The organism is Promicromonospora soli, assembly GCF_014653785.1.
Lineage (GTDB): Bacteria > Actinomycetota > Actinomycetes > Actinomycetales > Cellulomonadaceae > Promicromonospora > Promicromonospora soli.
Genome location: NZ_BNAS01000005.1, coordinates 206,767 through 233,148, shown reverse-complemented (window position 1 = coordinate 233,148; position 26,382 = coordinate 206,767). Strand labels below are relative to the sequence as shown.

The 26,382-nt window shown below is 68.5% G+C and carries 30 protein-coding genes, 1 tRNA gene and 1 pseudogene; 16 read left to right on the top strand and 16 right to left on the bottom strand.

The features are described from left to right. Positions 1-42: 42 nt before the first annotated feature. Together IE250_RS17245 and IE250_RS17240 are read left to right on the top strand one after the other, a co-directional pair. A complete protein-coding gene (locus IE250_RS17245; protein WP_189670522.1) occupies positions 43-1,140 on the top strand; it encodes a hypothetical protein in 1,098 nt (365 codons plus the stop codon). 102 nt (positions 1,141-1,242) lie between these two features. Continuing rightward, a tRNA-Ala gene (locus tag IE250_RS17240) sits at positions 1,243-1,315 on the top strand. Between the two features lie 60 nt (positions 1,316-1,375). On the opposite strand, the gene IE250_RS17235 is transcribed toward IE250_RS17240, so the two are convergent. From IE250_RS17235 to IE250_RS17220, 4 genes are all read right to left on the bottom strand, one after another. Then, complete coding sequence (locus tag IE250_RS17235; protein WP_189670521.1) at positions 1,376-2,494, bottom strand: tyrosine-type recombinase/integrase; 1,119 nt, start codon at positions 2,492-2,494, stop codon at positions 1,376-1,378. Then, positions 2,491-2,715 carry a helix-turn-helix transcriptional regulator gene (locus IE250_RS17230; RefSeq protein ID WP_189670520.1) on the bottom strand — a complete coding sequence of 75 codons (225 nt, stop codon included), beginning with the start codon at positions 2,713-2,715 and terminating at the stop codon, positions 2,491-2,493. The genes IE250_RS17235 and IE250_RS17230 overlap by 4 nt, the downstream gene beginning before the upstream one ends. Beyond that, positions 2,705-4,567 carry an AICE element replication initiation protein gene (locus IE250_RS17225; RefSeq protein WP_189670519.1) on the bottom strand — a complete coding sequence of 621 codons (1,863 nt, stop codon included), beginning with the start codon at positions 4,565-4,567 and terminating at the stop codon, positions 2,705-2,707. Before IE250_RS17225 ends, IE250_RS17230 begins: the two co-directional genes overlap by 11 nt. 286 nt (positions 4,568-4,853) lie before the next feature. Continuing rightward, on the bottom strand, positions 4,854-5,183 hold the full coding sequence (locus IE250_RS17220; protein WP_189670518.1) for a hypothetical protein: 330 nt from the start codon (positions 5,181-5,183) through the stop codon (positions 4,854-4,856). A gap of 226 nt (positions 5,184-5,409) precedes the next feature. On the opposite strand from IE250_RS17220, the gene IE250_RS17215 reads away from it, so the two are divergent. From IE250_RS17215 to IE250_RS17195, 5 genes are all read left to right on the top strand, one after another. Further along, positions 5,410-5,736 carry a winged helix-turn-helix domain-containing protein gene (locus IE250_RS17215; protein WP_189670517.1) on the top strand — a complete coding sequence of 109 codons (327 nt, stop codon included), beginning with the start codon at positions 5,410-5,412 and terminating at the stop codon, positions 5,734-5,736. 119 nt (positions 5,737-5,855) lie between these two features. Further along, the gene (locus tag IE250_RS24895; RefSeq protein WP_268247840.1) at positions 5,856-6,422 is read left to right on the top strand and encodes an NUDIX hydrolase; all 567 of its coding nucleotides are present in this window, start codon (positions 5,856-5,858) and stop codon (positions 6,420-6,422) included. Next, the gene (locus IE250_RS17205) at positions 6,415-6,825 is read left to right on the top strand and encodes an NUDIX hydrolase (protein WP_189670516.1); all 411 of its coding nucleotides are present in this window, start codon (positions 6,415-6,417) and stop codon (positions 6,823-6,825) included. The genes IE250_RS24895 and IE250_RS17205 overlap by 8 nt, the downstream gene beginning before the upstream one ends. 377 nt (positions 6,826-7,202) lie before the next feature. After that, positions 7,203-7,862 (top strand): hypothetical protein, encoded by a 660-nt coding sequence (locus IE250_RS17200; RefSeq protein ID WP_189670515.1) that lies wholly within the window; start codon positions 7,203-7,205, stop codon positions 7,860-7,862. 102 nt (positions 7,863-7,964) lie between these two features. Further along, positions 7,965-8,210, top strand: a complete 246-nt coding sequence (locus tag IE250_RS17195) for a hypothetical protein (RefSeq protein ID WP_189670514.1) — start codon at positions 7,965-7,967, stop codon at positions 8,208-8,210. Positions 8,211-8,969: 759 nt separating this feature from the next. Here IE250_RS17195 and IE250_RS17190 read toward each other — a convergent pair. Further along, positions 8,970-9,947 carry an SMP-30/gluconolactonase/LRE family protein gene (locus tag IE250_RS17190; RefSeq protein WP_189670513.1) on the bottom strand — a complete coding sequence of 326 codons (978 nt, stop codon included), beginning with the start codon at positions 9,945-9,947 and terminating at the stop codon, positions 8,970-8,972. A gap of 96 nt (positions 9,948-10,043) precedes the next feature. On the opposite strand from IE250_RS17190, the gene IE250_RS17185 reads away from it, so the two are divergent. Beyond that, positions 10,044-10,535 (top strand): MarR family winged helix-turn-helix transcriptional regulator, encoded by a 492-nt coding sequence (locus IE250_RS17185; RefSeq protein ID WP_229872546.1) that lies wholly within the window; start codon positions 10,044-10,046, stop codon positions 10,533-10,535. 22 nt (positions 10,536-10,557) lie between these two features. Next, positions 10,558-10,847: pseudogene (locus IE250_RS17180) on the top strand (AMP-binding enzyme); the annotation flags it as partial. A gap of 92 nt (positions 10,848-10,939) precedes the next feature. On the opposite strand, the gene IE250_RS25075 reads toward IE250_RS17180, so the two are convergent. Further along, positions 10,940-11,122: a tyrosine-type recombinase/integrase gene (locus tag IE250_RS25075; RefSeq protein ID WP_373301713.1), complete on the bottom strand. Its 183-nt coding sequence runs from the start codon at positions 11,120-11,122 to the stop codon at positions 10,940-10,942. A gap of 393 nt (positions 11,123-11,515) precedes the next feature. Here IE250_RS25075 and IE250_RS17170 point away from each other — a divergent pair, with 393 nt between their 5' ends. Continuing rightward, positions 11,516-12,574 (top strand): glycoside hydrolase family 12 protein, encoded by a 1,059-nt coding sequence (locus IE250_RS17170; RefSeq protein ID WP_189670512.1) that lies wholly within the window; start codon positions 11,516-11,518, stop codon positions 12,572-12,574. 420 nt (positions 12,575-12,994) lie between these two features. Here IE250_RS17170 and IE250_RS17165 read toward each other — a convergent pair whose 3' ends face one another. The 3 genes from IE250_RS17165 to IE250_RS17155 are packed head-to-tail and all read right to left on the bottom strand — an operon-like array spanning position 12,995 to position 14,478. Further along, a complete protein-coding gene (locus IE250_RS17165) occupies positions 12,995-13,648 on the bottom strand; it encodes a class I SAM-dependent DNA methyltransferase (protein WP_189670511.1) in 654 nt (217 codons plus the stop codon). Between the two features lie 30 nt (positions 13,649-13,678). Beyond that, positions 13,679-13,963: a DeoR/GlpR family DNA-binding transcription regulator gene (locus IE250_RS17160; protein ID WP_189670707.1), complete on the bottom strand. Its 285-nt coding sequence runs from the start codon at positions 13,961-13,963 to the stop codon at positions 13,679-13,681. Positions 13,964-14,007: 44 nt separating this feature from the next. Next, positions 14,008-14,478, bottom strand: a complete 471-nt coding sequence (locus IE250_RS17155) for a winged helix-turn-helix transcriptional regulator (RefSeq protein ID WP_229872545.1) — start codon at positions 14,476-14,478, stop codon at positions 14,008-14,010. Between the two features lie 112 nt (positions 14,479-14,590). On the opposite strand from IE250_RS17155, the gene IE250_RS17150 reads away from it, so the two are divergent. Both IE250_RS17150 and IE250_RS17145 read left to right on the top strand, forming a co-directional pair. Beyond that, on the top strand, positions 14,591-15,406 hold the full coding sequence (locus IE250_RS17150; protein ID WP_189670510.1) for an oxidoreductase: 816 nt from the start codon (positions 14,591-14,593) through the stop codon (positions 15,404-15,406). Between the two features lie 50 nt (positions 15,407-15,456). Beyond that, positions 15,457-15,975, top strand: coding sequence for a nuclear transport factor 2 family protein (locus IE250_RS17145; RefSeq protein ID WP_189670509.1), 519 nt, complete (start codon positions 15,457-15,459; stop codon positions 15,973-15,975). Between the two features lie 21 nt (positions 15,976-15,996). Here IE250_RS17145 and IE250_RS17140 read toward each other — a convergent pair whose 3' ends face one another. Continuing rightward, positions 15,997-17,256: an MFS transporter gene (locus IE250_RS17140; RefSeq protein ID WP_229872544.1), complete on the bottom strand. Its 1,260-nt coding sequence runs from the start codon at positions 17,254-17,256 to the stop codon at positions 15,997-15,999. A gap of 103 nt (positions 17,257-17,359) precedes the next feature. Between IE250_RS17140 and IE250_RS17135 the strand changes: the two genes are divergently transcribed. Next, positions 17,360-18,982 (top strand): DUF5597 domain-containing protein, encoded by a 1,623-nt coding sequence (locus IE250_RS17135; protein WP_189670508.1) that lies wholly within the window; start codon positions 17,360-17,362, stop codon positions 18,980-18,982. A gap of 31 nt (positions 18,983-19,013) precedes the next feature. On the opposite strand, the gene IE250_RS17130 is transcribed toward IE250_RS17135, so the two are convergent. Together IE250_RS17130 and IE250_RS17125 are read right to left on the bottom strand one after the other, a co-directional pair. Then, positions 19,014-19,643 carry a TetR/AcrR family transcriptional regulator gene (locus IE250_RS17130; protein ID WP_189670507.1) on the bottom strand — a complete coding sequence of 210 codons (630 nt, stop codon included), beginning with the start codon at positions 19,641-19,643 and terminating at the stop codon, positions 19,014-19,016. Between the two features lie 32 nt (positions 19,644-19,675). After that, a complete protein-coding gene (locus IE250_RS17125) occupies positions 19,676-20,440 on the bottom strand; it encodes a phytanoyl-CoA dioxygenase family protein (protein ID WP_189670506.1) in 765 nt (254 codons plus the stop codon). 72 nt (positions 20,441-20,512) lie between these two features. Between IE250_RS17125 and IE250_RS17120 the strand changes: the two genes are divergently transcribed. Together IE250_RS17120 and IE250_RS17115 are read left to right on the top strand one after the other, a co-directional pair. Next, positions 20,513-21,211, top strand: coding sequence for an AraC family ligand binding domain-containing protein (locus tag IE250_RS17120; protein WP_189670505.1), 699 nt, complete (start codon positions 20,513-20,515; stop codon positions 21,209-21,211). Continuing rightward, positions 21,208-21,342, top strand: coding sequence for a helix-turn-helix domain-containing protein (locus tag IE250_RS17115; RefSeq protein ID WP_229872543.1), 135 nt, complete (start codon positions 21,208-21,210; stop codon positions 21,340-21,342). The genes IE250_RS17120 and IE250_RS17115 overlap by 4 nt, the downstream gene beginning before the upstream one ends. A 33-nt stretch (positions 21,343-21,375) precedes the next feature. On the opposite strand, the gene IE250_RS17110 is transcribed toward IE250_RS17115, so the two are convergent. Then, positions 21,376-22,440, bottom strand: a complete 1,065-nt coding sequence (locus tag IE250_RS17110; RefSeq protein ID WP_189670504.1) for a LacI family DNA-binding transcriptional regulator — start codon at positions 22,438-22,440, stop codon at positions 21,376-21,378. Between the two features lie 218 nt (positions 22,441-22,658). Between IE250_RS17110 and IE250_RS17105 the strand changes: the two genes are divergently transcribed. After that, entirely contained in the window at positions 22,659-24,197 is a 1,539-nt protein-coding gene (locus IE250_RS17105) for an alpha-N-arabinofuranosidase (protein WP_229872542.1), read from the top strand. A gap of 87 nt (positions 24,198-24,284) precedes the next feature. Here IE250_RS17105 and IE250_RS17100 read toward each other — a convergent pair whose 3' ends face one another. The 3 genes from IE250_RS17100 to IE250_RS17090 all read right to left on the bottom strand — a co-directional run bounded on the left by IE250_RS17100 (position 24,285) and on the right by IE250_RS17090 (position 26,326). Then, positions 24,285-25,022: a phosphotransferase family protein gene (locus tag IE250_RS17100; RefSeq protein WP_189670502.1), complete on the bottom strand. Its 738-nt coding sequence runs from the start codon at positions 25,020-25,022 to the stop codon at positions 24,285-24,287. A gap of 65 nt (positions 25,023-25,087) precedes the next feature. After that, entirely contained in the window at positions 25,088-25,612 is a 525-nt protein-coding gene (locus IE250_RS17095; protein ID WP_189670501.1) for a 2'-5' RNA ligase family protein, read from the bottom strand. A gap of 27 nt (positions 25,613-25,639) precedes the next feature. Continuing rightward, positions 25,640-26,326, bottom strand: a complete 687-nt coding sequence (locus tag IE250_RS17090; protein ID WP_189670500.1) for an SDR family NAD(P)-dependent oxidoreductase — start codon at positions 26,324-26,326, stop codon at positions 25,640-25,642. Positions 26,327-26,382: the final 56 nt, after the last annotated feature.

Below are 26,382 nucleotides of genomic sequence, written 5' to 3'. Positions count from 1 at the left end.
GTGGTGCGGGGGGCTGTGCCGATGCTCGCCTAACGTCGTGCCGTGGAATCGACCGCGGGACTCACAGCCGTAGCGCTGTCCGTCCTGTGGCTGGGCTACTGGATGCCAAGTCTGGTGCGCCATCGGGCGGAGCTTGCCGACGCACGAGTGATGGACCGGTTTTCGGGAGGGCTGCGCATCGTCGCGATGAGCGGCTCCGGTAGGAGAGGAGGGGCGATGGTCACCGACGGCAAGCCACGCGTTACCGCGCAGGGTGTGCCGCGCGTCGCCCGCCCGATCCCGAAGCAGGGCCGCCCGCTCCAGATCATGGTCCGGGGCCGCCCGCTGACGGCGGAGCGCATCCGCCGGGTCGAGCGGCGTGCGCGGCGGGCCGCTCGGGCGCGCCGTCGGTTCATCGTGTCGATCTTCCTGCTGCTGTGCAGCGTCGCTGCCTGGACGCTTGTCGGGTTCGACAGGCTCCACTGGGGGCCGGCCGTCACGGCGTCGGCCATGCTGCTGTTCGTGCTGTTCCTGGGTCGGCGCGCGGCCCGCGCCGCGCGGCGGGCTGATGCCAGGTGGACGGCCGCGGTCAGGGACGCCCGGCAGCGTGCCACGCAGCAGCGTGCCCTCGCGAACGGCGGCCCGTACGCTCCGCGGAACCGCGCGCAGGTCGTGGGCCTGGCGGCCCGCGGCTCGGACACGGAGACGCAGGCGATCCCGCGGGTCGGGGGCAAGAACGTGCTCGACGAGATCCTCGACGGCCCGGCGAAGCCCAAGGTGATCGAGGTGCAGGTCGAGGCCGAGGCAGTTTCCGACGACGAGGGCGAGAAGCCCGCGAAGCGGGACGAGCCGCCGACCGGACGTGCCTGGGACCCGGTTCCCGTACCGCTGCCCACCTACGTGACCAAGCCCGCGGCACCGCAGCGTCAGCCTGTGGCACTTCCGCCCGCGCAGTCGCCCGCCAAGGGGCCGACGGCGTCTTCGGGCGGGTCGGGGCGTCAGGGTGGTTCGGGTGCGGGCTCGGCGGATGCAGCGGCGTCGGCCAGGGACGACGCGATCGCCGAGGACGAGCTGATGCGGGGCGAGCCGCCGCGCATGAAGTCCGAGACGCTGGGCACGCCGCTCGAGGAGATCCTGGCGCGACGCCGGGCTGCCGGGTGACGCTGCTGGTGGGGGTCGCGCGGGTCATGCGTTCGTGACCCGCGCGACACCGCATCAAGTTGCGGATCACGGGAGGTGAGATGCTAGTCTTCTGCAGTCCGAGGGGCTATGGCGCAGTTGGTAGCGCGTCTCGTTCGCAATGAGAAGGTCGGGGGTTCGAATCCCCCTAGCTCCACAGACGGAAACCCCGCTTGACCAGGGCAGATGCTCCGGTCGAGCGGGGTTTCTTCGTTGCTTAGGAGGCGTCTTCCTCCGTGCGCGGCCCCCCGGCGGCCCCCGCGTCGTCGGAGACCCCTTCGTTGAGCCGATCCAGGCCCGCCTTGTCCGCTCCGGTACCGAGGTAGTGCAGGTACCGGTTCGTGGTCGCGATGGACTCGTGGCCGCACCACGCCTGCACCGTTCCGGGGTCGATGCGCCGTGCCAGCCAGAGGCACGCGGCTGTGTGCCGTAGGTCGTGGAGGCGCCGGCCACGGCCGGTCCCGACGTTGTTCCCGTGGTCATCGAGTCTCGTCCAGTCGAGCAGTCGCAGCGACGACGAGCGCCAGAGCTGCGCTCCACCTGACGTCGTGAACAGCAGGTCATGGGGTGCCTTGCCACGCGCCAGTTCACGGACGATCGGCAGCACGCGATTCCCCAGCGGCACGCGGCGCATGCTCCGGCCCTTGGTGGCCTTCACGGGGGAGCCCTCGGGCTGGCTCCGGCGGACCATGAGCGCAGCGGTCGGAATCTCCATGAGAGACGCGACCTGCATCGCGCGGGCCTCGCCCCAGCGGAGGCCGGTCCAACCCAGCACGAGCAGGATGTCCGCCAGCCGCTCGTCCTTCATCTTCCAGACCAGGTGCGCGGCTTCGAGCTCGTTCTCCGTGAACGGGTGCATCTCGTCCACCTCGTCCGAGCCCTTGGGGACCTTGACCCCGGCGACGGGGTTCCGTGCGAGCAGTTTCTCTCGGACGCACCAGGAGAAGAAGACGGACAGGCTGGCGCGGTACCGCACTACAGACGACTCGGCCAGGCCGCCAGCGAGCAGCTTCTCGAACGAGCGCGCCACCTCCCGTTCCGAGACTGCCGACAGGTGCACGTTCTGCATGCTCGTCGGGATGAGCCGCCTGAGGTCCACGTCGGCGCCGTAGGTCTTCTTCGCGACGGTCGTCTTGCGGATCGTCAGCCAACGGTCCAGAGCCGACTTCACAGGCTCCTTGCCTGCTCTGGGGTCCAGGCCGCCCGCGAGGGCGGCCCGTTCCCGGTCGAGCCACGCCTTGGCCTCGCGGCGGGTGTCGAACGTCTTGGACGCGATGTTCTGACGGCCGGACTTGAGGCGGGCGCGGAACCGGCCGTTCTCCTTGACGATGCTCACGCGGCGCTCCTTTCGAGCCACAGCACGATGTCGTTCCGGCGGTAGCGGGGGAGCGACGGGGAGAGCCACACGACGCGCGGACCCTTGCCAGCGAGCCGCCACCGGCAGACCGTGGATGGTGCGACCTTGAGCCATGCGGCTACTTCCTCGGTCGTCAGGAACTCGTCAGCCGGGATGAGCGTCGTCAGCTTGGCGACGGCGGTGTTGGTCTCACGAGACATGGGTGTTCTCCTCGGCGTCGTCGGTGGTGTGGTTGGGGCGGCATCGGGTGGTGGAGCCAGGGCCGGACAGGGACTCTCCGCAGTCGGGACAGGTGCCGACCGGAGATGCCCCGTATTGATCCCCGCCTATCCCCGCTACCCCGTCTTCGCAGGTCAGAGCGTCGGAGGTGGCGGGGTAAGGCGGGTTAACGACTCTGAGGGCGGGGTATCGTTCCCCGCCGTTATCCCGCCTGCCGGGATCGATAACCCGCTCTACCCCGCCTTTCCCCGCCATGTGCAGGGCTGTGACCTGCGAAGACGGGGTAGCGGGGATAGGCGGGGATGATTCCGGGGCATCTCTGGGTGGCGTGAGTCTCCAGAGGTTGACGCCGCTCTTGTTCGCGGTGCCGAGGTCATCCACGCCCCAGCCGGCGGAGCGGAGCGCGGGCGCGGTGCGCTTGAGCACACCGGTCACGCCCCGGGCGCTCTTGGGCCAGGTGCGCGGCGGGATGCCCTCGGGCTGGACCAGATCGAGCAGCGCGGCGGCAGTCCCCTCCCATGCGCGCGTGACGTGCTGGGCCAGGGCGGCGAGGAACGGGTCCGACGTCACGGCGTCGCGCGCGAGCGTGTTCGCCTGGTCCCTGTACGACGAGAGACCAGCCGTCCCGTTCACCTGGTCCAGCGCTGCAAGCACCATGGCGAAGTCGGCCATGCGTGGCATGGAGTCGAGCCGGACGGAAGGAATCCGGGCCTTGCACGCCTGGACCTGCGAGAGCAGCGCACCGAACACACGCGGCCATGCTCCTTCCCATGCGGCGACGAGCTGCGACTCTGGGCGGCGCTGCGTCTCGGTGATCCGATCGAGGTTGACGACGATGGATCGGTCCGCGAGGTCGGGTGCCATGGCACCGACGTCGATGCCGTTCATGACGATGGCGCGGCGGAACGAGAACACGGCGAGCCCGTCATCGCTGTACAGCTCGCGACGCACGTCGCCGTCACCGGTCACCGCCCGGCAAAGGGAGTCGGACAGCCAGCCGGGGATGTCCGAGATGTTGTCCAGGCCGACGACCCACGAACCGGCCGCAGCCGTCACCCAACCTGTGGCGTCCCGTGGCGGCTTGCGCAGCGGCACCGGAGACGGGTCCACGAGCTGCACCAAGCTCTTCGTTGCCGACGACTTCCCGGTGCCTTGCTCACCGAGCAGCGCGAGCATCGGGTGCGGGATGTTCTCCCAGCCCAGAGCGGCGACGAGCCACGCGAGCACGAGCGGCCGGTCCGACGCGGTGACGTTGAGCAGCGCCCACAGATCCTCCAGCGTGCCGCCCGGCTCGGGAGCGGGGAGCGCGGCGGTGAGCGCGGTGCGGCGGAACAGGACTGGCACGTCGTCAGCCATGGTCCAGCCTCGTGAGTCGACGCGCACGACCCGTTCGGCAGCGTCGCCTAGGTCGATCCAGGTTGCGCCGGCGTGCTCGGCGACTCGCAGGTGCACGGCTACCGGCTCGGTCTGCCGGGCGGTTCCCTCGATCACGAGCAGCGCGTCCGAGAGAGCCTGCTGTCCGGCGATGAGGCCGGTCTGCTTCTGGTAGATCTGCGCGAGTTCGGACCGCAGTGACGAGCGTCCGCCACGGAGGATCCGGACGATCTTGCCGCCCGACGTCGGGACGGCGAACGGCTCCCCGTCCGGGGTGCAGCCGAAGCCGTACCGGTCCATGGCCAGCTCGACCAGGACCGCAGCGGCGGACTTCCGTTCCCGTGGTCCGGACGTGTCCGGGGTGGACACGGCAGGTGCCGCGCCGCCCTCTGTCCGGCCGGACGTGTCCGGCGTGACGTGGCTGTCACCCGTGGTGTTCACTGGGTTTGGGCTGTTCATCGTGACCCTTCCTGGCGGTTGGATTCGTGTGCGGTCTGTCCGGACAGTGGGCTCTGGCAGGAGCCGTCTGTCCGCGTGTCCGGCCGGGCAGTCTTCGTACTGTCCGGCCGGATGACGTCTGTGTCCGGTCCGGGGGTCTGTCCGGTTCGTGTGTCCGTCTGTCCGGCCCGGTCCGCTGGTCCGGTCCGTCTGTCCGTCTGTCCCCGCCAGCCGGACCGGTCCGCGCGAGCTGGCGGACGGACGGGGCTCGGGCGGCGCGAGCGACCGGAGTAGTAGCCCGGCCGCGTCATGCGTTCGGCCCGACGACGCGAAGTCCGGCGCCCGCGTCGTGGTTGCCGGTCAGTTCGGCGTAGAGCTCGGCGTCGCCGGGCAGTGCGTCACCCATGAGCGCGACGTACGACAGGCCGGGCACGACGTCGTGTCCCCAGGCCGTGCGCTGCAGCTCGTTCATGCTGGCGTCTTCGACCAGGTCCACGCCCGGCAGCCCGAGCTCGTTGGCCAGGTCCCAGGCGTCCACGCCGCTGTTGAGGGTGACGATCACGTCGTGCACGTGCGTGTGCACCTCGAGCACGCGGTCACGACCGATGCGGCCCACCAGGGCCGCGGCGTCGATCATGACGTCGACCAGCGTCCGGGCTCCTGCGCTCCGACCGTGGTGTTCTCCGTCGTCGTCACAGACATGATGACCTCCTGAGGTTCGTCGTTCCGGCCGCGACCCTTTGCCTCGGCCCGTGTCTCCACAGTGCACCTAGTGCACATAGTGCGTCAAGTGTTACGAGTGAACTTCCGTGAAGTCGCAGGTGGGGTGTGCTGTACTTAGTGCATAAGGAGGCGGTGCCCTGATGAACACGAACCTCACGAGCGAACCCGCCGGTCGTCGTCTGGCCGGAGAACTCCGACGCCGCATCGTCAGCGGTGAACTCTCCGAGGGTGCGCAACTGCCCTCGTCGGCCGCGCTCCAGGCGGAGCACGGCGTCTCCAGCACGGTCGTCCGGGACGCGCTCAGTGCGCTCAAGGCGGAGGGCTACGTCATCGGACAGCAGGGCAAGGGCGTCTTCGTCGCCACTGCCGAACAGCGCACGGCGTCGGCTGGAGACGAGAGCCTCGCGGAGCGCGTCGCCGCGCTCGAAGCGCGGGTGCAGGCTCTCGAAGATGCTCGGTCCGCGTAGGTCGTTTCGCATGTGACCAGCGAACCGCTGTTCGGGTGGGCGATCGATGACGCCCCGATGCAGTCCCGATGCAGTGCCGGTGCAACCGATTCAGGGGGTGATTGCATTGACTGTGATTGATGCGTGGAACGGCGAGCGAGCCGCCCGGCTCCAATCCGCGCTACGCATGTCCAACGAAGAGTTCGCCGAACACCTCGGCCTCGCACCGCGAACCGTCGCGGGCTGGCACCAGAACCCGGCGACCCGACAGCGGCCAGACGTTCAGAGGATGCTGGACGGGGCTCTACAGCGAGCCGCAGCGGCTCACCGTCGCCCTGGCTGTGGTCCAGCGTGACGACTCCGTGCTCCTGGTCCAGCGTCGCGACGACGGCGCGCTCCGCTGGCAGTTCCCCGCGGGCATCGTGAAACCCGGAGCGTCGCCGGCCGATGCCGCGGTACGTGAGACCTACGTCGAGACCGCCGTTCACTGCTCCGTCCGCGAGCAGATCGGAGCCCGCGTGCACCCGCACACGGGCGTGTACTGCGAATATTTCCACTGTGACTACCTCGCCGGTGAGGCGGAGAATCGCGACGTCGTGGAGAACGCCAGCGTCGCATGGGTAGCCGTGGCGGACCTCGGCAAGTTCGTTCCGGAGAGCAATATCTACCCGCCGATCCTCGAAGTGCTGGGAGGCACGCATGTCTGAGGCAGTGACCGAAGCGAAGCCCGCCATCGCGGCGGCGATCATCGTCCAGGACGGGAAGTTGCTCCTGGTCCAGCGTCGCGTTTCCGAGGGTTCGCTTTCGTGGCAGTTCCCGGCTGGCGCCGTCGAGCAGGGCGAGACATTTGAACAGGCGGCCGTCCGCGAGACGGCCGAAGAGGCCGGGCTCACCGTCGAGGCCGTGAAGGTGCTGGGGGAGCGCGTGCACCCGAACACCGGTCGCCTCATGGGCTACGTCGCGTGCGACGTCGTCAGCGGCGAGGCGTACGTCGCTGACACCGAAGAGCTCGCAGACATCGTCTGGGCAACGCCGGACAAGTTCTCCGACTACGTGCCCTACGGCTTCGCGCCAGCAGTGCAGGACTACCTCACGACGAAAGTCGGCTGACGAGGTAGCGGTAGCGCGGGTAACGTCTACCCGCGGAGCGCCAGAACCCGGGTTTCGGCGATATCGAGGACCTGTGGCTGGAGGCCGCTACTTCCGCTACCCCTGGTGAGGATCGTTGGAATCTAGCGGCTCCCGGGGGTAGCGGGTGCGGTAGCGCCCGCGCTACTGGTAGCGGCTCGATCCGCTACATGCGCTACCCCGTTCGCTGTGTCGAGTAGGTGGGAGAGGTGGCCTGAAAGATCGATCCCGAGGAGCCGATCCTGTCCTGGCCCTCCAAAGTTCACCCACGTTCGTAACGAATCCGGAGCCACGTGCCATGACGGTCTGGCAGACTGCCCACGCAGTTCGGACAATAGTCACAGAACCGACGGAGCGTTATGAAAATCTCAAAGAGGGCAGTGCTGGTGACGCCAGTGCTGATCGCTGGATTGCTGTGGGGTGCGGGTCCGGTGTCCGCCACACCCGCTAGCGGCGGACTTGCCGCAGGCGTTGCCGACGAAGCTGCCGAGCCGTCGATCGAGATGGTTATCAAGGACTACACTGTCGGCGGCAAACTGGTGGATACTCACCGGGTCACCATGCCGGTTTCTGTGGAAGCCCTTATGGAGCCGAGTTCGAGCGACGAGCCAGCTCCCGGCGAATTTACGATCCTTGCGGCCGGCAACTACACGATGCCAGCGCCGACAGGTTCCACCGGGTGCAGGTCTGCCTACGACGTCGCACAGTACGACGGCTACTACAGGCTCAAGCATTCGGTCTCCTGGTGCTGGAGCAAAGTTACCGGGAAGGTCACGAGTCCCAGTGCGAGCCAGAGCGTATTGGACGCCTCGCTCTATACCGACGTCTCGGTCTACAGCCACAACAAGAGCTACTACAACTGGAACTCCATCGCTAACTCTGGCTACTACAGCAAGTTGCAGTGGCATGCGACTTGGACACCCGCGGGGGTGCCTGTGCACTTCTACCCGCGCATCGACATCTACATGCACGGCAACGGGTCGGCGTACTTCTCGTGGAACGGTGATGCGGCTGGTTAAAGCGCACTAACGTTAGAATCGCCAAGACTGAGATCACTGGCGGCGCGGTTAATGCTTGTGGCCCGCCAGTGATCGCTTGCTTTGAGGGGAGTTATGGAGAGAATGAGCAACGAGGAAAAGTCTGTAAAAATCACTCCGGCGCTGGCGGCCGGACTGGCATTCGCTTTCATTGCCGCGTTTTACGCTCCATTGATCACCGCTTTGGTGGCCGTTCTGACTGCGCTGTTCGGTAGGCGGTTTCCGTGGGTCCTCGCTGGGGCCTCGGTGCTCGTAGCATGGTCGCTCCTCATGATTTTTCCCGCCATCATTCCTGGTGTATACAGCCTTCTTCCTGTGTTCATCAGATAACGCCGTCGAAGCGGCTTCATCCTTTGGGTGAAGCCGCTTTGCTAGGTCCTATTCTGTGGGGTGTCGATTCGTTTGCTCGGCTGATTCCTCAATTGCTCTTTTATCCGTAAACGCGGTGGCGGTGGCAAACCCATCCCGCGAATTCGGTAGAGCTGACGGGTCCCAGCGGCAGCCTGCACTGGCATGCCCTTTCGAACCTCAAGCGCGGCCTCCCGATGGCCCCCGCCACCGCATGCGGAAGGGTTGGACGCACCACATGCACGCGTAATGACGCGGGAGATTCGCCACGTGAGGCCCTGGGCCGTCTTCGCAATGAGAAGGTCGGGGGTTCGAATCCCCCTAGCTCCACCGGTAGAAACCTCGTCTGACCAGGGCAAACGCTCCGGTCAGGCGGGGTTTCTTCGTTGCAGGTACCAGTTCGTCGTCACTGTGAGCGAGCGGCAGCAGGTGTTTCGTGTCGGAGGTCGAACGCTGTGGATCAAGGTACCCCCAGCCGCTCCCGCATTCGGCGACCGGTGGCCCGGGTGCCGAGGAAGTGCCTAGGAAGCGTCCTCCGCGCCTCGGGTACTCCCGGGGCCGGCGCAAGGTGTGCGGAGCGAGTCAGATCTCCGCCCACAAGATGGGAACGACGCCGCGACGCGAGTGACGCCTTGCTCAGGATCCGTGCTGGCGCACTCTGCTGGGCGGGGCGGGAATCTGAGGGTCCGTGCGGACCCGGGTTCTCGCCCCGCCCAGCGTCCCTGCTGCGATAGCGGCGGATCAGGACGCGTCGGGGATGGCGGTGACGAAGAAGTTGGCGCTCGAGGGGTCCTCGGCCGTGAACCGGGCGTTGGGCAGGTAGAAGCTGTCCTTGAACCGGGCGATGGTCGTGGGGGTGTCGAAGCGCGGGTCGGTCAGCTCGTCGGTCAGGGCGGCGGTGGTGCCGGTGTCGTCCAGCTCGAGCACCGCGACGGTGTTGGGGAAGTTCCGCACGACGTAGAGCGTGTTGCCCTCGAGCAGCATCCCGTCGCCCCAGGTCAGGTCGGCCTCGCCGACGTCGACCTGGTCAGCAGCGCCGGTGCTCTCCTCGACTCGGTAGAGCAGGCCGGTGTTCGTCTGGACGAGCAGGAGAGCCTCACCGTCGGGGGTGGTGGTGATGCCGTTGACGTTGAAGCCCTCGCTGTAGGTGATGCCGTCCAGGGCGATGGTCTCGACCTGGTCCGCCGCGGGCAGCTCACCGTTCTCCCCGAGCGGGAGCTTGTGGAGGACGGGGCTGAACGTGTCGGTGGCGTAGACGACGCCGTCGAGCACGGTGAAGTCGTTGATGAAGGTCTGGCCGGTGGTGCCGACGGTGTAGCTGGCCAGCTCTTCGCCGCTGCCCGGGTCGAGCACCCGCACCGTGCCCGCGGTGCCGCCGGCGACGAACAGGCGTCCGTCATGGAGCATGATGCCGACCGCGCCGGTACCGGTGGCCGGGCTGAGCACCTTGTACCTGCCGGTGGCCAGGTTGAGCTTGTAGACGGTGCCGTCGGCGAAGGAGGTGACGTACGCGTGGATGCCGCTGATCGCGATTCCCTCCGGGACCGAGCCGTCGGGCAGGGACAGTGTCGAGGGGAAGACCCGGTCGGATGCCGAGACCGCGACCTCAGTCGTGGCGGGGGTGTTCGTCTCGGTGGCGGACGCGGTGGTGACGGCGGCGAGGCCGAGCGCCAAGGTGCCGGCGAGGACACCGCCGACGATGGACGTGGAGAGCTTCATTTCATTCTTCTTTCTCACAGAATCCGACAGCGAGTCGGAGGTAGGTCTCACCCTGATTGGGATTGACGTGTCAACCCTGTACCATGAGGAGTTGACATGTCAATCCCGGGAGGTGCCATGGCTCACGGCAAGCGCCGCGAGATGCCCACGCGCGAGGAGCTGCGCATCTGGCGCAACTACATCGAGACCGCCGAAACACTGCGGGCCATCCTGGACGGACGCCTTCAGAGCGATTCGTCTTTGTCCTCCGCCGACTATCGGGTGCTGCTCGCACTGAGCGAGGCGGACCGGAGGACGTTGCGTTCCTCCGAGCTGGCCGAACTCATCGGCTGGCAGCGCAGTCGCCTGTCCCACCACCTGGGACGGATGGAGAAGCGCAGGCTCGTACACCGGGCTCCGTGCCCGGACGACGTCCACGGCATCGACGTGCGGCTGACCGACCTCGGTGCGGAATCGTTCCGGACCGGCTCGGTGCCGCACCTGCGTGACGTGCACGAGCTCTTCGTCGAGGCGCTCTCCCCGGAACAGCTGGCACGGGTCGACGAGTTCACCACGGCGCTACGCCGACACCTCGACCTCAAGCCGTAGCGCGCGCATCACGAGAAGGGAACTCCATTCCCACCCCGACGTCGTCGACGTCCAGGTCATCGGCGTCCCCGACGCCAAGTGCGGCGAGGAACTGATGGCCTGATCATCATGCGCTCCGGGGCCGCGCCGCTGACCGCTCAGGACGTCAAGCGGTACTGCCAGGGCCATCTGGCCCACTACAAGATTCCGCGGTATGTCCAGCTGGTCGATCAGTTCCCCATGACCGTCACAGGCAAAGTCCGCAAGGTCGAGATGCGGGAACGTGCGATCACGCTGCTCGGGCGGGTGTCTCCTAGGAGCGTGTCCGGATAATGCAGGCCGACAGGGGTGACTGCGGCGCGGCTTCGTTGCCTGGGAGGCGTCCTCCGCGTCGTGGGTTCCCCCGAGGTTCCCCCGACCGTCGTTCAGGCGCTCCAGGCCCGCGACATCGGCACGGTTCCGAGGAAATGCAGGTATCGGTCCGTCGTCGCGGCGGACTTGTGGTCGCACCATGCCTGCACTGTGGCCAGGTCGACGCGATGGGCGAGCCAGAGGCACGCAGCGGTGTGCCGTAGATCGTGAGCCGGCGACGAGTTCGCCGAACACACACCTCGGCCTCGCACCGCGAACCGTTGCGGGATGGCACCAGAACCCGGGTTCACGACAACGGCCTGATGTTCAGCGGATGCTGGACGCGGCTCTACAGCGGTCCGACGACGTGCGCGCCAGCGGTTCGCGCACGCAATGCGAGGTGCGGAACCAGAGCAGGGGGCGGCAGGCCGCACCCAGGGTTTCCTGGGCGGGCCGTTCGTCTATACCTGGCAGGGCCCGGTCGAGCGTGTACGACTCCATACTGCGCAAGGTCGAGGACATAGCGACGCAGCCGCCGGGCTTTTGAAGTCTTGACGACCTGCGCAGCAACCGTGCAAGGTCTGGCCTAAAGCCGAGGGCGGCGCGTCCTTCCGGCCCCCTCTTCGCCTCACGAGAGGGAAAAAGACCCCATGGCATCATTCCTGAGCCGCCTGCGTCCCCGGTGGCTCGTGCCGGTCGTCGTCGGCCTCGCGGTCGTCCTCGGTGGCGCCGCCGCTCTCGCGCCGACCATCGCCGGCAACATCGCCGGCAGCGACGCGTCGGTCGATCCCAGGTTTGACGGCCCCCTGATCAGCTCGTCGCCGGAGGCGAGCGCCAGCGCCAGCGCGTCCGCGACGGCCAGCCCGAGCCCCAGCCCGAGCCCGAGCCCCAGCCCCTCGGACACCGCCGCGGCTGAGGCCGCCGAGGCGGAGGCAGCCGCCGAGGCCGAGGCGGGCAGCAGCAGCCGAGGCTCAAGCGACGGCGAAGACGGCCGCGGTGTCAGTGGGGCCCCGTCGCCCAGCACAGGAACGCCGGACGCGCCTCCGGCGCAGGCCGCGGTCTACTCCTCGTGCAACTCGTTCGGGGAGTACACCAAAGGCAGCTGGACGATCTACAACAACGTGTGGGGCAACCAGGGCAACGACTCGCAGTGCCTGCACGTCAACAGCGTGAACTCGTGGTACGTCGACTCGACCCAGACCGGCGGCGGCATCAAGTCGTACCCGAACACCTCGGTCAGGCCGCACACCCCCCTGGCCGAGATGAAGTCGGCGACGTTCACGTACAACACTTCGTCGGCCCCCACCAGCAGCGGAGACTGGTGGAACTGGACGACCGACATCTGGTCCACCGGCAACCAGGACGAGGTCATGGTCTTCACGAGCTGGTACCCAAAGGCAGGCGGCTGGGGGACGAAGGTCAGGTCCAACGTGACGATCGGCGGCATCCGCTATGCGGAGGTCTGGCAGGCGAACCCCGGCTGGAACGTCTTGCAGCTCATCCCTGCCTCACAACGCAATAGCGGCACCGTGGATGCCCTGGCGGTCTGGGAATGGGCCGCGTCGGAAGGCCTCCTGGTCAACACCGACTTCGACACGATGCAGTTCGGCCTCGAGATCACCTCCACCAGCGGTCAGCAGAAGAGGTACTCGCTGAACGAATACCACGCCCGGTGGACCAACACGTCCGGCGGCGGGTCGGGCATCTAGTCCGGCGGCGTTACTGGCGAGCTTGTCGGCCCCCGGCGGCCCCCGCCGCCGCACGGGGCCGGGCTGGACGCACCGCATGCACGCGGAATGACGCGGAAGATTCGCCACGGGAGACCCTGGGCCGTCTTCGCAATGAGAAGGTCGGGGGTTCGAATCCCCCTAGCTCCACCGATAGGAGCCCCGCTTGACCAGGGCAAACGCTCCGGTCAAGCGGGGTTTCTTCGTTACTCAGGAGGCGTCCTCCGCGTCTCGGGTGCTCCCGGGGTGCTCGGTTCCGTCGTTGAGGCATTCCAGACCGGCGCCACATCGGCTCCGATGCCGAGGAAGTGCAGGTACCGATTCGTCGTCGCGGCGGACTCGTGGCCACACCATGCCTGCACCGTGGCCCGGCGTGCTGTGCTGGTCGTTGACCAGTGAGCCTCAGGCGGGCGCCTTGCGCGTCAGGACGTGCGCCTGTAGGAAGCCACGCACCGAGTCCTCGCGCGGCGCGATCGTAAGGCGGGCGACCTCGTCGACACCGGTCTGCCCGAGCAGACTGATGACATGGTCAGCCGAGTACCGCCAGGCGGGGGAGACCTTGTGGTCGAAGGCCTCAGCCGTTCCCTCAGCGTCGGCCAGCGCCTGGAACGACACCAGTAGATGGCCGCCAGGAGCCAGGACGCGGCTTAGCCCGCCGAGCATCGCGGGCAGCACGTCCGGCGGCGTGTGGATGATCGAGTAGTTCGCCAGCACCCCGGCGAGGCTGCCTGTCGCGACGTCGAGCGCGCCCATGTCGCCGACGTCGAACCGGATGCCCGGGTTGGCTTCGCGGGCCGCCGCCACCAGCCGGGGCGAGAGGTCTATGCCGAAGGCGTCGACGCCCCGGTCTCGCAGGTAAGCGGTCACGTGCCCAGGCCCGCAACCGACGTCGGCCACGGTCCCGCCGCCGGCCTGCTGGACCAGGTCGGCGAAGGCCTGGACCAGTACATGATTCAGGGGGCTGCCTGTGAACGCGTCCCCGATGAACGCGGCGTAGGCCTGCGCCATGGCGTCGTGGTCGTTGCGGACCATGGGGAGGTGCTCGAAGGACGTCACGCCGGCAGCGTAGAGCAGCGCACTCGTCGTCTACGGTTCTTCAGCTATTGGGCTTGACTGCGCCTGGCTGACAACGAGGGTCTCGACGCCGGATGCCTGAAGCACCTCGAGCTGTGCCCCTTGGATTCCGTCGTCGACCAGGACGAGATCGAAGGCCTTGAGCGGTGCCAGCTGGAAGAGCCCGCGCTTGGCAAACTTGGTGTGGTCGACGAGCAGAATCTTGCGGTCACAGGCATCCATCAGGGCCCGCTTCACGGCGACCGTCTCCTGGGATTGGTGGTAGCAGTGCCCCCGGGTGACGGCTGTGGTCGACATGGTCTTCACTCGCGCCAAGCGTCGTCCGACGTCGTCCGGAGTCGTCAGGCGTTGACAGGTTCGACGTGGACCGTGTCGCGGGTGACCGGCCGGCCGCAGTGGTGGCAGTGCAGGTCGACCTGGACCGGCCGGCCACAGGTATGTGTGCGGGTGACGGCTGGAGCTTCCACCGCCCACCGGTCGCCCCACTGGGACAGAGCGAGCATGGCCGGGAACAGCTCCCGGCCGGCCTCGGTGAAGTGGTACTCGTAGCGGGGCGGGTGCTCGCTGTACTGCCGCCGTTCGATGACGCCGGCCGCCTCGAGCTTGCGGAGCCGGTCGGCGAGGATGTCGCGGGACGCCCCTGTGTAGCCGGCGATCCGGGCGAAGCGGTGCACCCCGTAGCCGATCTCGCGCAGTGCCAGGAGCGACCACCGCTCGCCGAGGACGTCCAGAGCGGCGGCCAGCGAGCAGGGGCGGACCGCCAAGGGCATCTCGGCCATGCCGATTTCGGTGCGTGGGTCTGAATCGCTCATCACCTCACCCTAGGCCGGTGTGTTGCCATTTCCAACTCACAGGGTCTACGGTTGCGGCCAGTCGGTAGGAAATCACAACACAGTGCCTTCTTCTTGAGTTCAGGAGTTCATGATGACGACAGCTCGCCCGGTGGCACTTGTGACAGGTGCGTCCTCCGGCATCGGGAAGGAAGCCGCGCTCGGGCTGGTCAAAGCAGGTTTCGACGTGGTCGGCACCAGCCGCGACACCTCGCGAGTCACCCCGCTGGACGGGGTGGCGTTCCTCGACCTCGACGTGGCCAGCGACACGTCGGCCACCGCCTCGGTCAAGGAGGTGATCGAGCGGTTCGGGCGGATCGACGTCCTCGTAAACAACGCCGGCATCGGCTCGATCGGCGCGGCCGAGGAGAGCTCCGTCGCGCAGGCCCAGGCGGTCTTCGACATCAACGTCTTCGGAGTCATGCGCATGGTGAGGGAGGTCCTGCCGCACATGCGAGCCCAGGGACGCGGCCGCATCATCAACCTCTCGTCCGTACAGGGATTCATCCCGGCGCCATTCATGGCGGTCTACGGCGCCTCCAAGCATGCGATCGAGGGCTACACCCAGTCCCTGGACCACGAGGTCCGGGAGTACGGCATCCGGGCGGTGCTCGTCGAACCCGCCTACACCAGGACCGGATTCGAGGCCAACAGCACCCAGCCCGACATGCCGCTGCAGGTGTACGCGCAGCAGCGGCAGACCTTCGGCCGCGTGATGGCGGCGGCGATCAAGGACGGCGACGACCCTGCCGTCGTCGCCAAGGTGATCGTCGCGGCGGCAACCGACCCGAAGCCGAACCTGCGCTACACCGCCGGCACCCTGGCCGGACGCGCCAGCATCCTGCGCCGCTTCGTTCCTGCCTGGGCCTTCGACAGCCAGATCCGCAAGATGAACCAGCTGGCCGGCTGATCCGCCCGCCCGCAAACCGTCCAACGCGTCGTTCATACCGGGAGATGCCCGTGCCAGACACCTCACTGTCCGCCGCCGCTACCGTCGCCCGCTGGCGCGCCGCCGCGGAGAGCGCAGACGCCGACGCCGCGGTCGCCTGCCTGAGCCCGGACGTCGTCCTCAGCTCGCCGCTGACTGACCAGTTCCGCCTCGAGGGGGCTGACCAGCTCCGCGACTTCCTGGAAGCGGCGTTCACCGCAGTCGAGGACATCCGCTTCCACACCGAGACCGGCCAGAGCGACACGTACGCGCTGGTCTACCGGGCACGAGTCGGGACCCAGCCGTTCGAGGAGGCGCAGCTGCTGCGATTCGACGACGAGGCGCGCATCGAGGAGATCACGCTCTTCGGCCGTCCGATGCCGGCTCTCACCGCCCTGATGCTCACCCTTGGTCCGGAGCTCGCCCGCAGGCAGGGCCGCCGCGGCCTTGCGGCGCTCCTGCGCGCCAGCACCGCACCGATACACGCGATGGTCACCCTCGGGGACCGCAGCATGGTCCCCCAGACCCGGCCCGGCGCCGGGCGGAACTGAGGGAACCGGATTCACGGCTGGTCAGCGTGCGCGCTGAATCGGCTTGAGGACAGCGGCGGAGACGATCGCCAGGATGATCGCGATGATGAACACGGGCTGGTAGCCGAGGCTGGAGACCAGGACGCCGGCGATGACGGGAGCGAGCACCTGGGGAAGGGTGTTCGCGATGTTGAGGATGCCGAGGTCCTTGGCGTGCTCGTCGGCGCTGGGCAGCACCTCTGCGAGCAGCGCCTGGTCGACCGCGATGTAGATGCCGTAGGCGAATCCGCCGATGGCCAGGAACGCGTAGAACGAGCTGACCTGCGCCGACAGAGTGAGCGGAAGAGCCGCGAGGGCGAAGATGACCGAGGCGGTCATGACGATGGCCTTGCGTCGGCCGAGCCGGTCGGACAGCGGGCCGGACAGCAGGGTCGCCGCGCCGGACGCGACTGCCATGATGACGCCGCCGACGGCGATGACGCCGCCGGCACGTTCCAGGCTCAGGCCGATGTAGTCGGTGAGCAGGTAGAGCTGGTACAGCAGGATCATCATGAAGGACAGCAGCAGCAAGAACCGCCCGGCCAGGGCCAGCAGGAAGTCGCGGTCCTTCGGCGGGACGAACGAGCGCAGCAGCGCCCGCACCGACAGCTTGTCGCCGGGCTCGTCACGGTTGTCGCGCTCGGGGGACAGCAGGACGAACACGACCATGACCACCGCGATCAGCCAGGGCAGCCAGCGCAAGCCCTCGCGAGGGACGGTCACGAGAGAGCCGGCGACGACGCCGCCGAGGCTCTGGGCGACGAGCTGGCCGGCGCCGATGAGTGCCGAGGCCTTGCCGAAGTTGTGCTGTGCCACCCGGTCGGGCAGTACCGCGAACAGCGGGGCGAGCACGACGGCGAGGCCGACCTGAACGACCATCCACAGGACGACGAGCAGCGGGAAGCTGCTGGTCAGCGACATGAGCGTCGAGGCGATAGCAAGCAGGAACGCCCCTGATGCGATCCAGGGGTTCCGCTTGCCGAACCGCGACCGGGTGCGGTCGGAGAGTGCGCCGAACACGATCGTGGCGATCATGCTCGTCAGGGATCCGGCCGCGGCGAGCGTCGCGTAGAGCGCGACCTTGCGCACGGGGTCCAGATCGGTCATCAGGGCCTGCACGAGCGTGCCGGCGGCTGCGAACGGAAGCATCCAGCCGGCGTGCGCCAGGAACAGCAGGGGTCCCAGCCGTCCCAGCTTGTGCGGCAGGGCTGAGTCGGCAGGAGCCGTCGTGGCGGACAGCACGGCGTCGGGTTGGGTGGTCACAGGGTGCTCCTTCGCATCGACCGGGGCTTGCCGTCGCAGCGTAGAACACAAATCCGTACACCTGCTACATTTTCGAGAACATTCGCGAGAGGAAGGCGCAACGATGCCCGCAGTGCCCGTCGCAGTCGGGGCCACGAGCCGCACCGCAACCACCCCGTTCCTGCGATACGACGACGGCACGGCCCAGCTCGTCGTGGACGGGCAGCGCTATCTGGTCCGTGGGGGAGAGGTGCACAACTCCGCTGCCTCGACGCCCGAGGCGGCCGGGTCGTCCTTCAGGGCGGCCGCCGCCGTCGGTGCGAACACGGTCCTGGCTCCCGTGTCCTGGGATGCCTTCGAGCCCGTGGAGGGGCACTTCGAGCTGGCGGCGGTCGACCAGCTCGTTGCCGCGGCCCGTGAGGCCGGCCTGCGCCTGATCGTGCTGTGGTTCGGGGCGTACAAGAACGGCGCGTCGTCCTACGCGCCCGCGTGGGTGAAGACCGACCCCGACCGGTTTCCGCGATGCCTCGACGAGAACGGGGCACGGACCGGCACCCTTTCGCCGTTCAGCGTGGCGTCGCGTGAGGCGGACGCCCGTGCCTTCGCGGCGATGGTCCAACGCATCGAGGAGATCGACGCGCAGGACAGGACGGTCCTCATGGTCCAGGTGGAGAACGAGCCCGGGCTGCTGGGCTGCTCGCGCGACCACGACCCGCACGCCCAGGCGCTGTTCGCTGCCCCGCCGCCCGCAGGCGTGCTCGAGGCCGCCGGCGTCACCGGGCGGCACCGCGACTGGGTGTCGGCGTTCGGCGACGGGCTCGACGCCGACGAGCACTTCATGACATGGGGCTTCGCGACCTACATCGATGCCGTCGCGCGCGCCGGCCGGGCTCACACCGCCCTGCCGTTCTTCACGAACACCTGGCTCGACAGCGAGATCGACCTACCCGGGTTCGCGCTCGCCGGAGGGCAGCGCCCCGGCACCTACCCCAGCGGCGGCCCGGTCGCCGGCATGCTTCCGCTGTGGCGGTCCCTCGCCCCGCATCTGGACCTGATCGTGCCGGACATCTACTTCGGCGACTTCTCGGCCATCTGCACGACTTACGGCGCGGCGTCGACCGGGTTGTTCATCCCCGAGATGCGCCGCGACGCCCAGGGCGTGGGCGACGCGTTCGTCGCTGTCGGACAGCACCGGGCGATCGGCGTCGCGCCGTTCGGCATCGACTCCATCACCGAGCAGGAGGCCACCCACCTGCGCGACGGGTTCGAGCTGCTCGCCGCCGTCGACCCCGATCTTCGCCCGGGTCGGGAGCGTCGCGGTTTCCACATACCGTCGACAGCCGACTCCGACGCGCACGCCGTCCTCGACTTCGGCGACATCCAGCTGCGCGCGACGCGCCTCGTCCCCTTCGGCGAGGTCGCCCCTCCCGCCCAGGGCGCCTTCGGCGTCTTGATCCGCCTGAGCGCGACACGATTCCTGGCCGCCGGCCGCGGATTCAGCCTCAGCTTCCGCGACCCAGCGGGCACGGATCAGATCGGGCTGCTGTCCGTGCTCGAGCACCCGCGCACGCCTTCAGGCGACGACGGCGAGCGGCCGGTGCTGCGCCGTCTCAACGGTGACGAGACCGCGGGCGGGACGGCGTGGCTGCACCCTGCGCTCGCCCAGCAGCAGTCAGAGGTCTTCCCGATCCCGATGTCCTTGGAGCACAGCGGAGTGTCCACGTGCGAGGTCTACCGGCTCGCCTGAGACGCGACCGAGCTGCCGCGCGGACGCACGTTCAGTGCGGCAGCTCGGCCCGGCGAGCCTGATCGACCAGCGCCGCCACCGCGGCATCCAGCTCGGCGACCAGGTCGAAGTCGGGACGCAACAGCCACTGCAGCTGGAGGCCGTCCCACAGGGCGACGATCCGTCGCGCCAGTACCCGGGCGTTGTCCGGGGCCAGGTCGAGAGTCGGGTCCGCATCGATCCAGCCGGCCATACCCTCCACCACGCGCTGGTACCGCTCGACGAACCACTCGTGCGCCGGGTGCTCGACGGCGGACGCTTCGGAGCTCAGCACAGCGAGCAGCCGCAGCAGGTTGGGATGCTCCTGCCCGGTCTCCGCGAGCCGCACGATCGTCACCCGCAGCCCGTCGCGCGCCGGGTCGAGGTCGATCTCGCGGATCGCCTCCGAGTCGGCGTGCTCCAGGACCGCTTCCAGCAACAGCTCCTTGGACGAGAAGTGGTGCATCACGCTGGTGACGCTCACGCCGATGTCCTTCGCGACCTGACGAAGCGACCCGCCGGAGTAACCGCGCGCCGCGAACACCGCCGCGGCCGCCTCGACGATCTCGCGCTGCCGCTGCGGAGTCTTCGCGTACACGCCGCGCGGCCGGGCCGCTCGGGACGGGAGCGCGTCGCTGACCATGCCGACAGCCTATCGGGGCTGGTGCACGGCGATCAGACGCGCTCCCCGTTCCGGAGAAACTCCTCGGGGCCCTCCCAGGCCTGCGTTCCGTCCTTGGTCCGGATCACTTCAGAGGAGTACTGAGCCAGGTAGACGCGGCGCAGATCCTGGGTCAGGTTGGGGCCGCTGCGATGGAAGACGACGCTCGAGAAGCAGGCGATGCTCCCCGCCGGAACGACCAGGGGCGTGCCCGGGTCGTCCCCGAAGTAGCCGACCTTGTCGTTGGTGGCCTCGTCGTGGAAGTGCTTGACGTACGACCGGACGCCCGCCCGGGAGTACGGGAGCAGGTACACGCTGCCGTTCTCCTCGGTGACGTCGTCGAGCGCGATCCAGCAGGTGAGATAAGGCTCGTGATCCTCGTGGACGAAGCCGCTGTCCTGGTGCCACGAGAACGCGCTGTTCTTGTCGGCGGCCTTGATCACGAACTGCTCGACGAACTGGAACACGTCCGGCCCCAGCGTGGCTCGACAGATGTCGGCCATCAGGTCTCCGAAGAGGAACGAGCGCAACGACGGCTCCTGCTCGGCCAGCCCGGAGACGAAGTAGCGGCGTCCGCGATGGTTGAGCCCCAACATGTCGACGGCGGCGGCGTCCATCTCGGCGTCCGCCCGGTCCATGGCGGTCTGGGCGAGACCGCGGAGGAGCTCGAGCTGGTCCTCGGGGAGCACCCGCTCGAGGACGAACCAGCCTTCCTCCCGGTACTGCCGGGCCTGGGCCTCGGTGACGATCGACGATGCCTTGTCTGTGATGGTTTCCATGGGGTCGACGCTAGGCCGGGCTCCGGCGTCGGGGCAGGTCCGTGATGGGAAGCTCTTGTCTAAAATGGTCAGATGAGCAGTGTGGTGCGGATCAGCTCGCAGGACGAGGTCGGGACGCGGCTCGGGCGGGTGCGGACGACGGGGTTCGTCGAGAACGGTCCCGCATTCGTTCCTCGTCCGCGCAGGGTCCTCGAGAGCTATGCGCTCGTTCTCGTGCACGCCGGTGCCGGCTCGTATGTCGACGACGAGACCGGCTCTCGCCCGATCGCGCCCGGGGACGTCGTCACCGTGTCGCCCGGGTGGCCGCACTGGTACGGACCCCCGCCCGGCGGCACCTGGAGCGAGATCTTTCTCGTGTTCGACGGCCCATTGTTCGACGCGCTCGCCGTCGAAGGCGTGCTCGATGCCCGCGACCCGATCCGTCGGGTCGCCCCTCTGAAGCCGTGGCGTGACCGTGTGGCCGAGCTCGCCGACCGCGTGCGACCCGGCGGCACGACGGCGCGGCGCAGGGAGCTCCTGGAGCTCGCCGCGCTCCTCGTCGACGTGCGAGGCGAGCGGCCCGACGTCGAGCCGGTGACGCGCGGGATCGGACTGGCGCGGGATCGGCTGGCCGGCGATCTCGGGGCTGACCTCGACCTCCGGGATGTCGCCGCGTCCGCGGGCCTGCCCTACGAGACCTTCCGCAAGCAGTTCCGGGCGGCGGTCGGCGCCCGCCTGCCGCGTTCCGGCTCGACCGGCGCATCGAGGCGGCTCGAGCGCTGCTGCGCATGACCGACATGACCCACGCGGCCATCGCCGCGAGCCTGGGTTTCGCCGACGAGTACCACTTCGCGAAACGGTTCCGGGAGCGCACCGGCGTCGCGCCACGCGACTACCGGCGCGCCGCCCGGTCGACGATCTGAGCCTGACCGGTGCCCGCGGCGCCGGGCGGCGCGCTAGGCGCGACGCGTCGATTCCCGGATCACGAGCCGGGCGGGGATCGTCACCTCGGCAGTCGGCTTGGACGACGTTCGGGGCAGGCCGGCCGAGTGCTCGGCCATCCGAGTCTCCAAGAACTGGAGCACCGTGCCGGCGATCTGCTCGTTGCCCGGGTCGATCGTGGTGAGCCGCGGCGTGCTGAACTCGGTCTCGTCGATGTTGTCGAACCCGACGACCTGCACCTCCGCGGGCACGCGAATCCCCAGGTCGGCGAGGGCACGCAGCGCGCCGATCGCGACGACGTCGGTGACGGCGACGATGCCGTCGAACGTGACTCCGGCGTCGACGAGGCTCCGCACCGCGGCGTATCCCGTCGCCATGTCCATGGGCAGTACCGCGGCGACGAGCCGCGCGTCCAGCGGCACGCCCAGGCGGGCGTGAGCCTTGTAGTAGCCGAGCGTGCGAAGGGTCGGCATGTCCTGCTCCGTGGTGCCATCCCGCCCGCCCAGCATGACGATGCGCCGCGATCCGCGTTCGAGCAGGTGTGCCGTTGCCGTGGCCGCGCCTTCGACGTTGTCCATCATCACGTGGTCGAACGTGCGGGGCAGCGGGCGCTCGCCCACGAGCACGACCGGCGTCTGGAAGTTGAGCTGCTCCAGGTCTGAGGGGTTGAGCCCGACGACGCTGATGATCACGCCGTCGTACATGCGCAGGCGGGCGAACGACGCCGCCGCCAGCTCGTCGGCCCGGCTCACCCCGGAGCGCTGGACGACGAGCTGCCTGCCCGTGGGCTCCAGGGCGTTTGCGAGACGGGTTGCGAGCTGGCCGAAGTAGGGACGATCGAGCTCAGGCACCAGGAGGCCGATGGCGTCGGTGCGGCCTGCTCGCAGGTTGCGTGCCGTTGGATTCACCTGGTACCCGAGCTCGGCGACTACTTCCAGCACGCGCTGGCGTGTCTCTGCTCCGACCCGGGGGAGTCCGTTGATCACCTTCGAGACGGTCGTCGTAGACACCTGCGCCGCGCGTGCCACGTCGCCGATCGTCACGACGCGTGACGCGGACGAGGTCTTCCTGGTACTCATCTGTACCTTCTTGACACTTGAACGGGCGTGGGGAATCGTTACCTCTGCGCCGATCCCCAGAGAACAACTGAGTTAGGGCGAGACGCTGGGGTCGTGAGGAAACGATACATCCGCGTAGGCGAGTCATGGAGACACCGAGGTCCGTGACCTCGCTCGCGCGGTCAGTCACGCCCACCCGAATCCACGCATCAACCCCGAGCTGTTGGAAGGACTTCCCTATGCCCACCGAATCTCCTCGCGTCGTGATCGACCTCGACCTGCCGGGCCCCACGATCAGCCGGCACATCTACGGTCACTTTGCCGAGCATCTGGGCCGCTGCATCTATGGCGGTTTCTGGGTCGGGGAGGACTCACCGATCCCGAACGTGGGCGGCATCCGCTCCGACGTCGTCGAGGCACTGCGAGCCCTCCAGATTCCGAACCTGCGCTGGCCCGGCGGCTGCTTTGCCGACGACTACCACTGGCGCGACGGCATCGGCCCGCGCGAGGAGCGCCCGCGGATGGTGAACTCCCACTGGGGCGACGTCGTCGAGGACAACTCCTTCGGCACGCACGAGTTCATGGCCCTGTGCGAGCTGCTGGGCACGGATGCCTACATCAGCGGCAACGTGGGTTCCGGCTCGGTGCAGGAGATGAGCGAGTGGATCGAGTACCTCACGCGCGCCGACGACTCGCCGATGGCGGTGCTGCGCCGTCAGAACGGGCGGGACGAGCCGTGGAAGGTGCCGTTCTTCGGCATCGGCAACGAAGCGTGGGGTTGCGGTGGGAGCATGCGCGTGGAGCAGTTCGCGTCCCTGGCGCGCCAGTACTCGACGTACGTGCGCAAGCACGCGGACAACGAGGTGTACCGCATCGCGGCGGGCGCCTCGGACCACGACTACAACTGGACCGAGGTCCTGATGAAGTCGTTCGACAAGCTGGAGGCGGGCGACGGGCCGGCGGGGCCGTTCCAGGGGATCTCGCTGCACTACTACACGATGACCGGATCGTGGGGGGACAAGGGCGACGCCACCACCTTCACCGAGGACGAGTGGTACATCGCCCTGGCCCGCGCCGCGCACATGAACGAGCTGCTCACCCGCCACGGGCAGGTCATGGACCGCCACGACCCGGGCAAGCGCGTGGGCCTCGTTGTCGACGAGTGGGGCACGTGGTGGAACGCCGAGCCCGGTACCAACCCGGGCTTCCTGTACCAGCAGAACACCCTGCGCGACGCCCTCGTCGCCAGCCTGCACTTCGACGCGTTCCACCGGCACGCGGACCGCGTCGTCATGGCCAACATCGCCCAGACCGTGAACGTCCTGCAGGCGATGATCCTCACCGACCCGGACAGCGGGGCGCTCGTGCTCACCCCGACGTACCACGTCTTCGCGATGAACACCCCGCACCACGACGCCAGGTCGCTCGCCGCGCACGTGATCGCACCCGAGGCGTCGCGCACGGTCGAGGGGAAGGACATGTCGCTGCTGTCGGCGTCGGCGTCCACCAAGGGGGCGACGGCGCACGTCTCGCTGTCCAACCTCGACGCCGCGGAGGCGCGAACGGTGGTGCTCGACCTGCGGGGTCGCGATGTCACGGGCTTCTCGGCGCAGGTCCTGACGGCGGCAGAGCTGAACAGCCACAACACGCCCGAGCAGCCGGAGGCCGTGGCGCCGCGGAAGCTGGACGGTATCCGCAGGCACCCGCGCGGCCTGGAGCTCGACCTGCCGGCCCACTCCTATGTGACGGTGGCGCTGGAGCTGGGCGTCGATGACTGACATCGACGTGCACGTCGGGGCGCCGACGCCGCGGTAGGTCGGTCCCGCCCTGTGGGGACCACCCCGCAGGGCGGGAGCTCCGGCTCCTTACATCCGGGCTCTCAGCACGTCGATCTCGCAGCCCGGTGCGGCCGGGTCGAAGCCGTGCTCGACCAGCCAGCGGATGGCCAGCAGGCTCCGCAACGACCACCACGCGCGGATCACGTCTCGGTCGACATCGGTGCCGTAGCCGGCGAGGACGTCGCCGAGGCGCTCCTCGTGCCCGAGCGTCAAGATGGCGAGGTCGAACAGGGCGTCGCCCTGGCTCGCCTCGGACCAGTCGATCACACCGGTGACCTCGTCGTCGTCCACGAACACGTGGGCGACCTGCAGGTCGCCGTGTATGAACACCGGGTCCCAGGGCCGGAGCGCGGCCTGGGCGATCTGGCGGTTGCGCCCGACCAGGTCGGTCGGAAGCACGCCGTTCGTGACGAGCCACTCGCACTCGGCGTCGAGCTCCGAGGCGAGCTCGTCGACGCTCCGGCCGGGCCAGGGCGGCAGCGGAGCGTCGTGGAGCTTCCGCACGACGGCGCCAGCAGCGGCCCACGCCGACGGCGAGGCGGGCGACGGCTCGCCGAGGCGGCCGAGCGCCGTCCCGGGGAGGGCGGCGAGCGCGAGCACGGGCGGCTTGCGCCAGAGGACCTCTGGGGTCGGGATCGGCACCATGGCCATCGCCTCGACCTCGACGTCGGTGCGCGTCTGGTCGCCGTCGATCTTCAGGAACACGTCGCCGACACGCAGGGTCGCGCACGCCTGATGGGCGACGACGACCTCGACCTTTTCCATGCCGGTCAGTATCGCGAGGGGTGGCTGCCGGCGTCACCGGTTTTGTTCGCGAGCGACTCCACGCGTCACGGGACGTTCGCCAGCAGGTGCACGGTGCCGGTGCCGGCGTCCACGAGCGCGGCCCGCGTCATCGTGCCGGTCAGCGGGAGGATCTCGTAGGCCGCCTCGAGCACCAGTGGCGTCTTCTCCAGCCGCACACGCGTCGCCACGGTGACGTGCGGCGTCCAGACACCCGGGACGTAGTGCTTGTGCAGCTCGTCCTCGGTCGCGCCGAGTGCCTCGACGACCTGCTCCTGGCGCGCCACGAGCGTGCTCGTCACCGCTGGGACCAGGTTCATCCGGCCGCGCCGGAACGCCGCGATGGCGTCGAACCGGACGGTGGTCGGGCCGGCGTCGGGCAGCGCCTCAACGGCGGCGCGCACCTTGTCCAGGTCCCAGGAACGCAGCACCGCCAGGGACAGATGCGGTACGTGCTGACCGTGCGTGTGCGTGGCGAGCGTGGGCACGCCGTCGGCCTCGAGCCGCTGCCACAGCCGTCGCAGGACCCGCTCGGTCGGCCCGTCGAACAGCAGGCACACAGCCAACGCCATGGTGCCAGCGTAGGACGTTCCGCGTCGCTACCAGGGCAGCTCCCCGGCTTCGTCCTGGAAGGTTCCCGTCGGACCGTCCGCCTCGAGAGTTGCCAGGCGCACGACAGTTCGTGCGCTCTCCTCCGCCGATCTGCCGATCCCGAAGGCCGCGGTCATGTCGGTTGCGGTGGCACCGGGCTCCAGTGCATTGAACTTGATGCCCGGCTCGGCCTTGGCGTACTGGACCGTCAGCATGGTGGCTGCCGACTTGGACGCGGAGTAGAGCGCAACCGGCAGTTGGAATTCCGGCCGGTCGGGGTTGTTCACTGCCCAGAACGACCCTGCGCTGCTCGATACGGTCACCACCGTGGGGTTCGAGGACTTGCGCAGCAGGGGGAGCGCGGCTTCCGTGACGCGCACGATTCCCACCGCGTTGGTGTCGAACACTCGCAGAGCCGTGGGACCGTCGATGACTCCGTTCTCGAGGATGCCCGCGTTGTGCACCAGAACGTCGAGCCGGCCCTCGGCCGAGCTGATTGTCGCCAGCGCCCCGGTGACCGATTCGTCGTCGGTCACATCGAGCTGCACGAACCGTGCGCCAAGTGCTGCCGCAGCCTTCTCACCCCGCTCGACGTCACGCGCACCGATGTAGACGACGTGCCCCAGCTCCAGAAGCTGCTTGGCTGTCTCGAAGCCGATGCCCTTGTTGGCGCCGGTGATCAGTGTGACCGTCATGCGTTCCCCTCTCGAAATATGCGGCCCGAGCAGGCCGTTAGGAACGCTATGCGCGG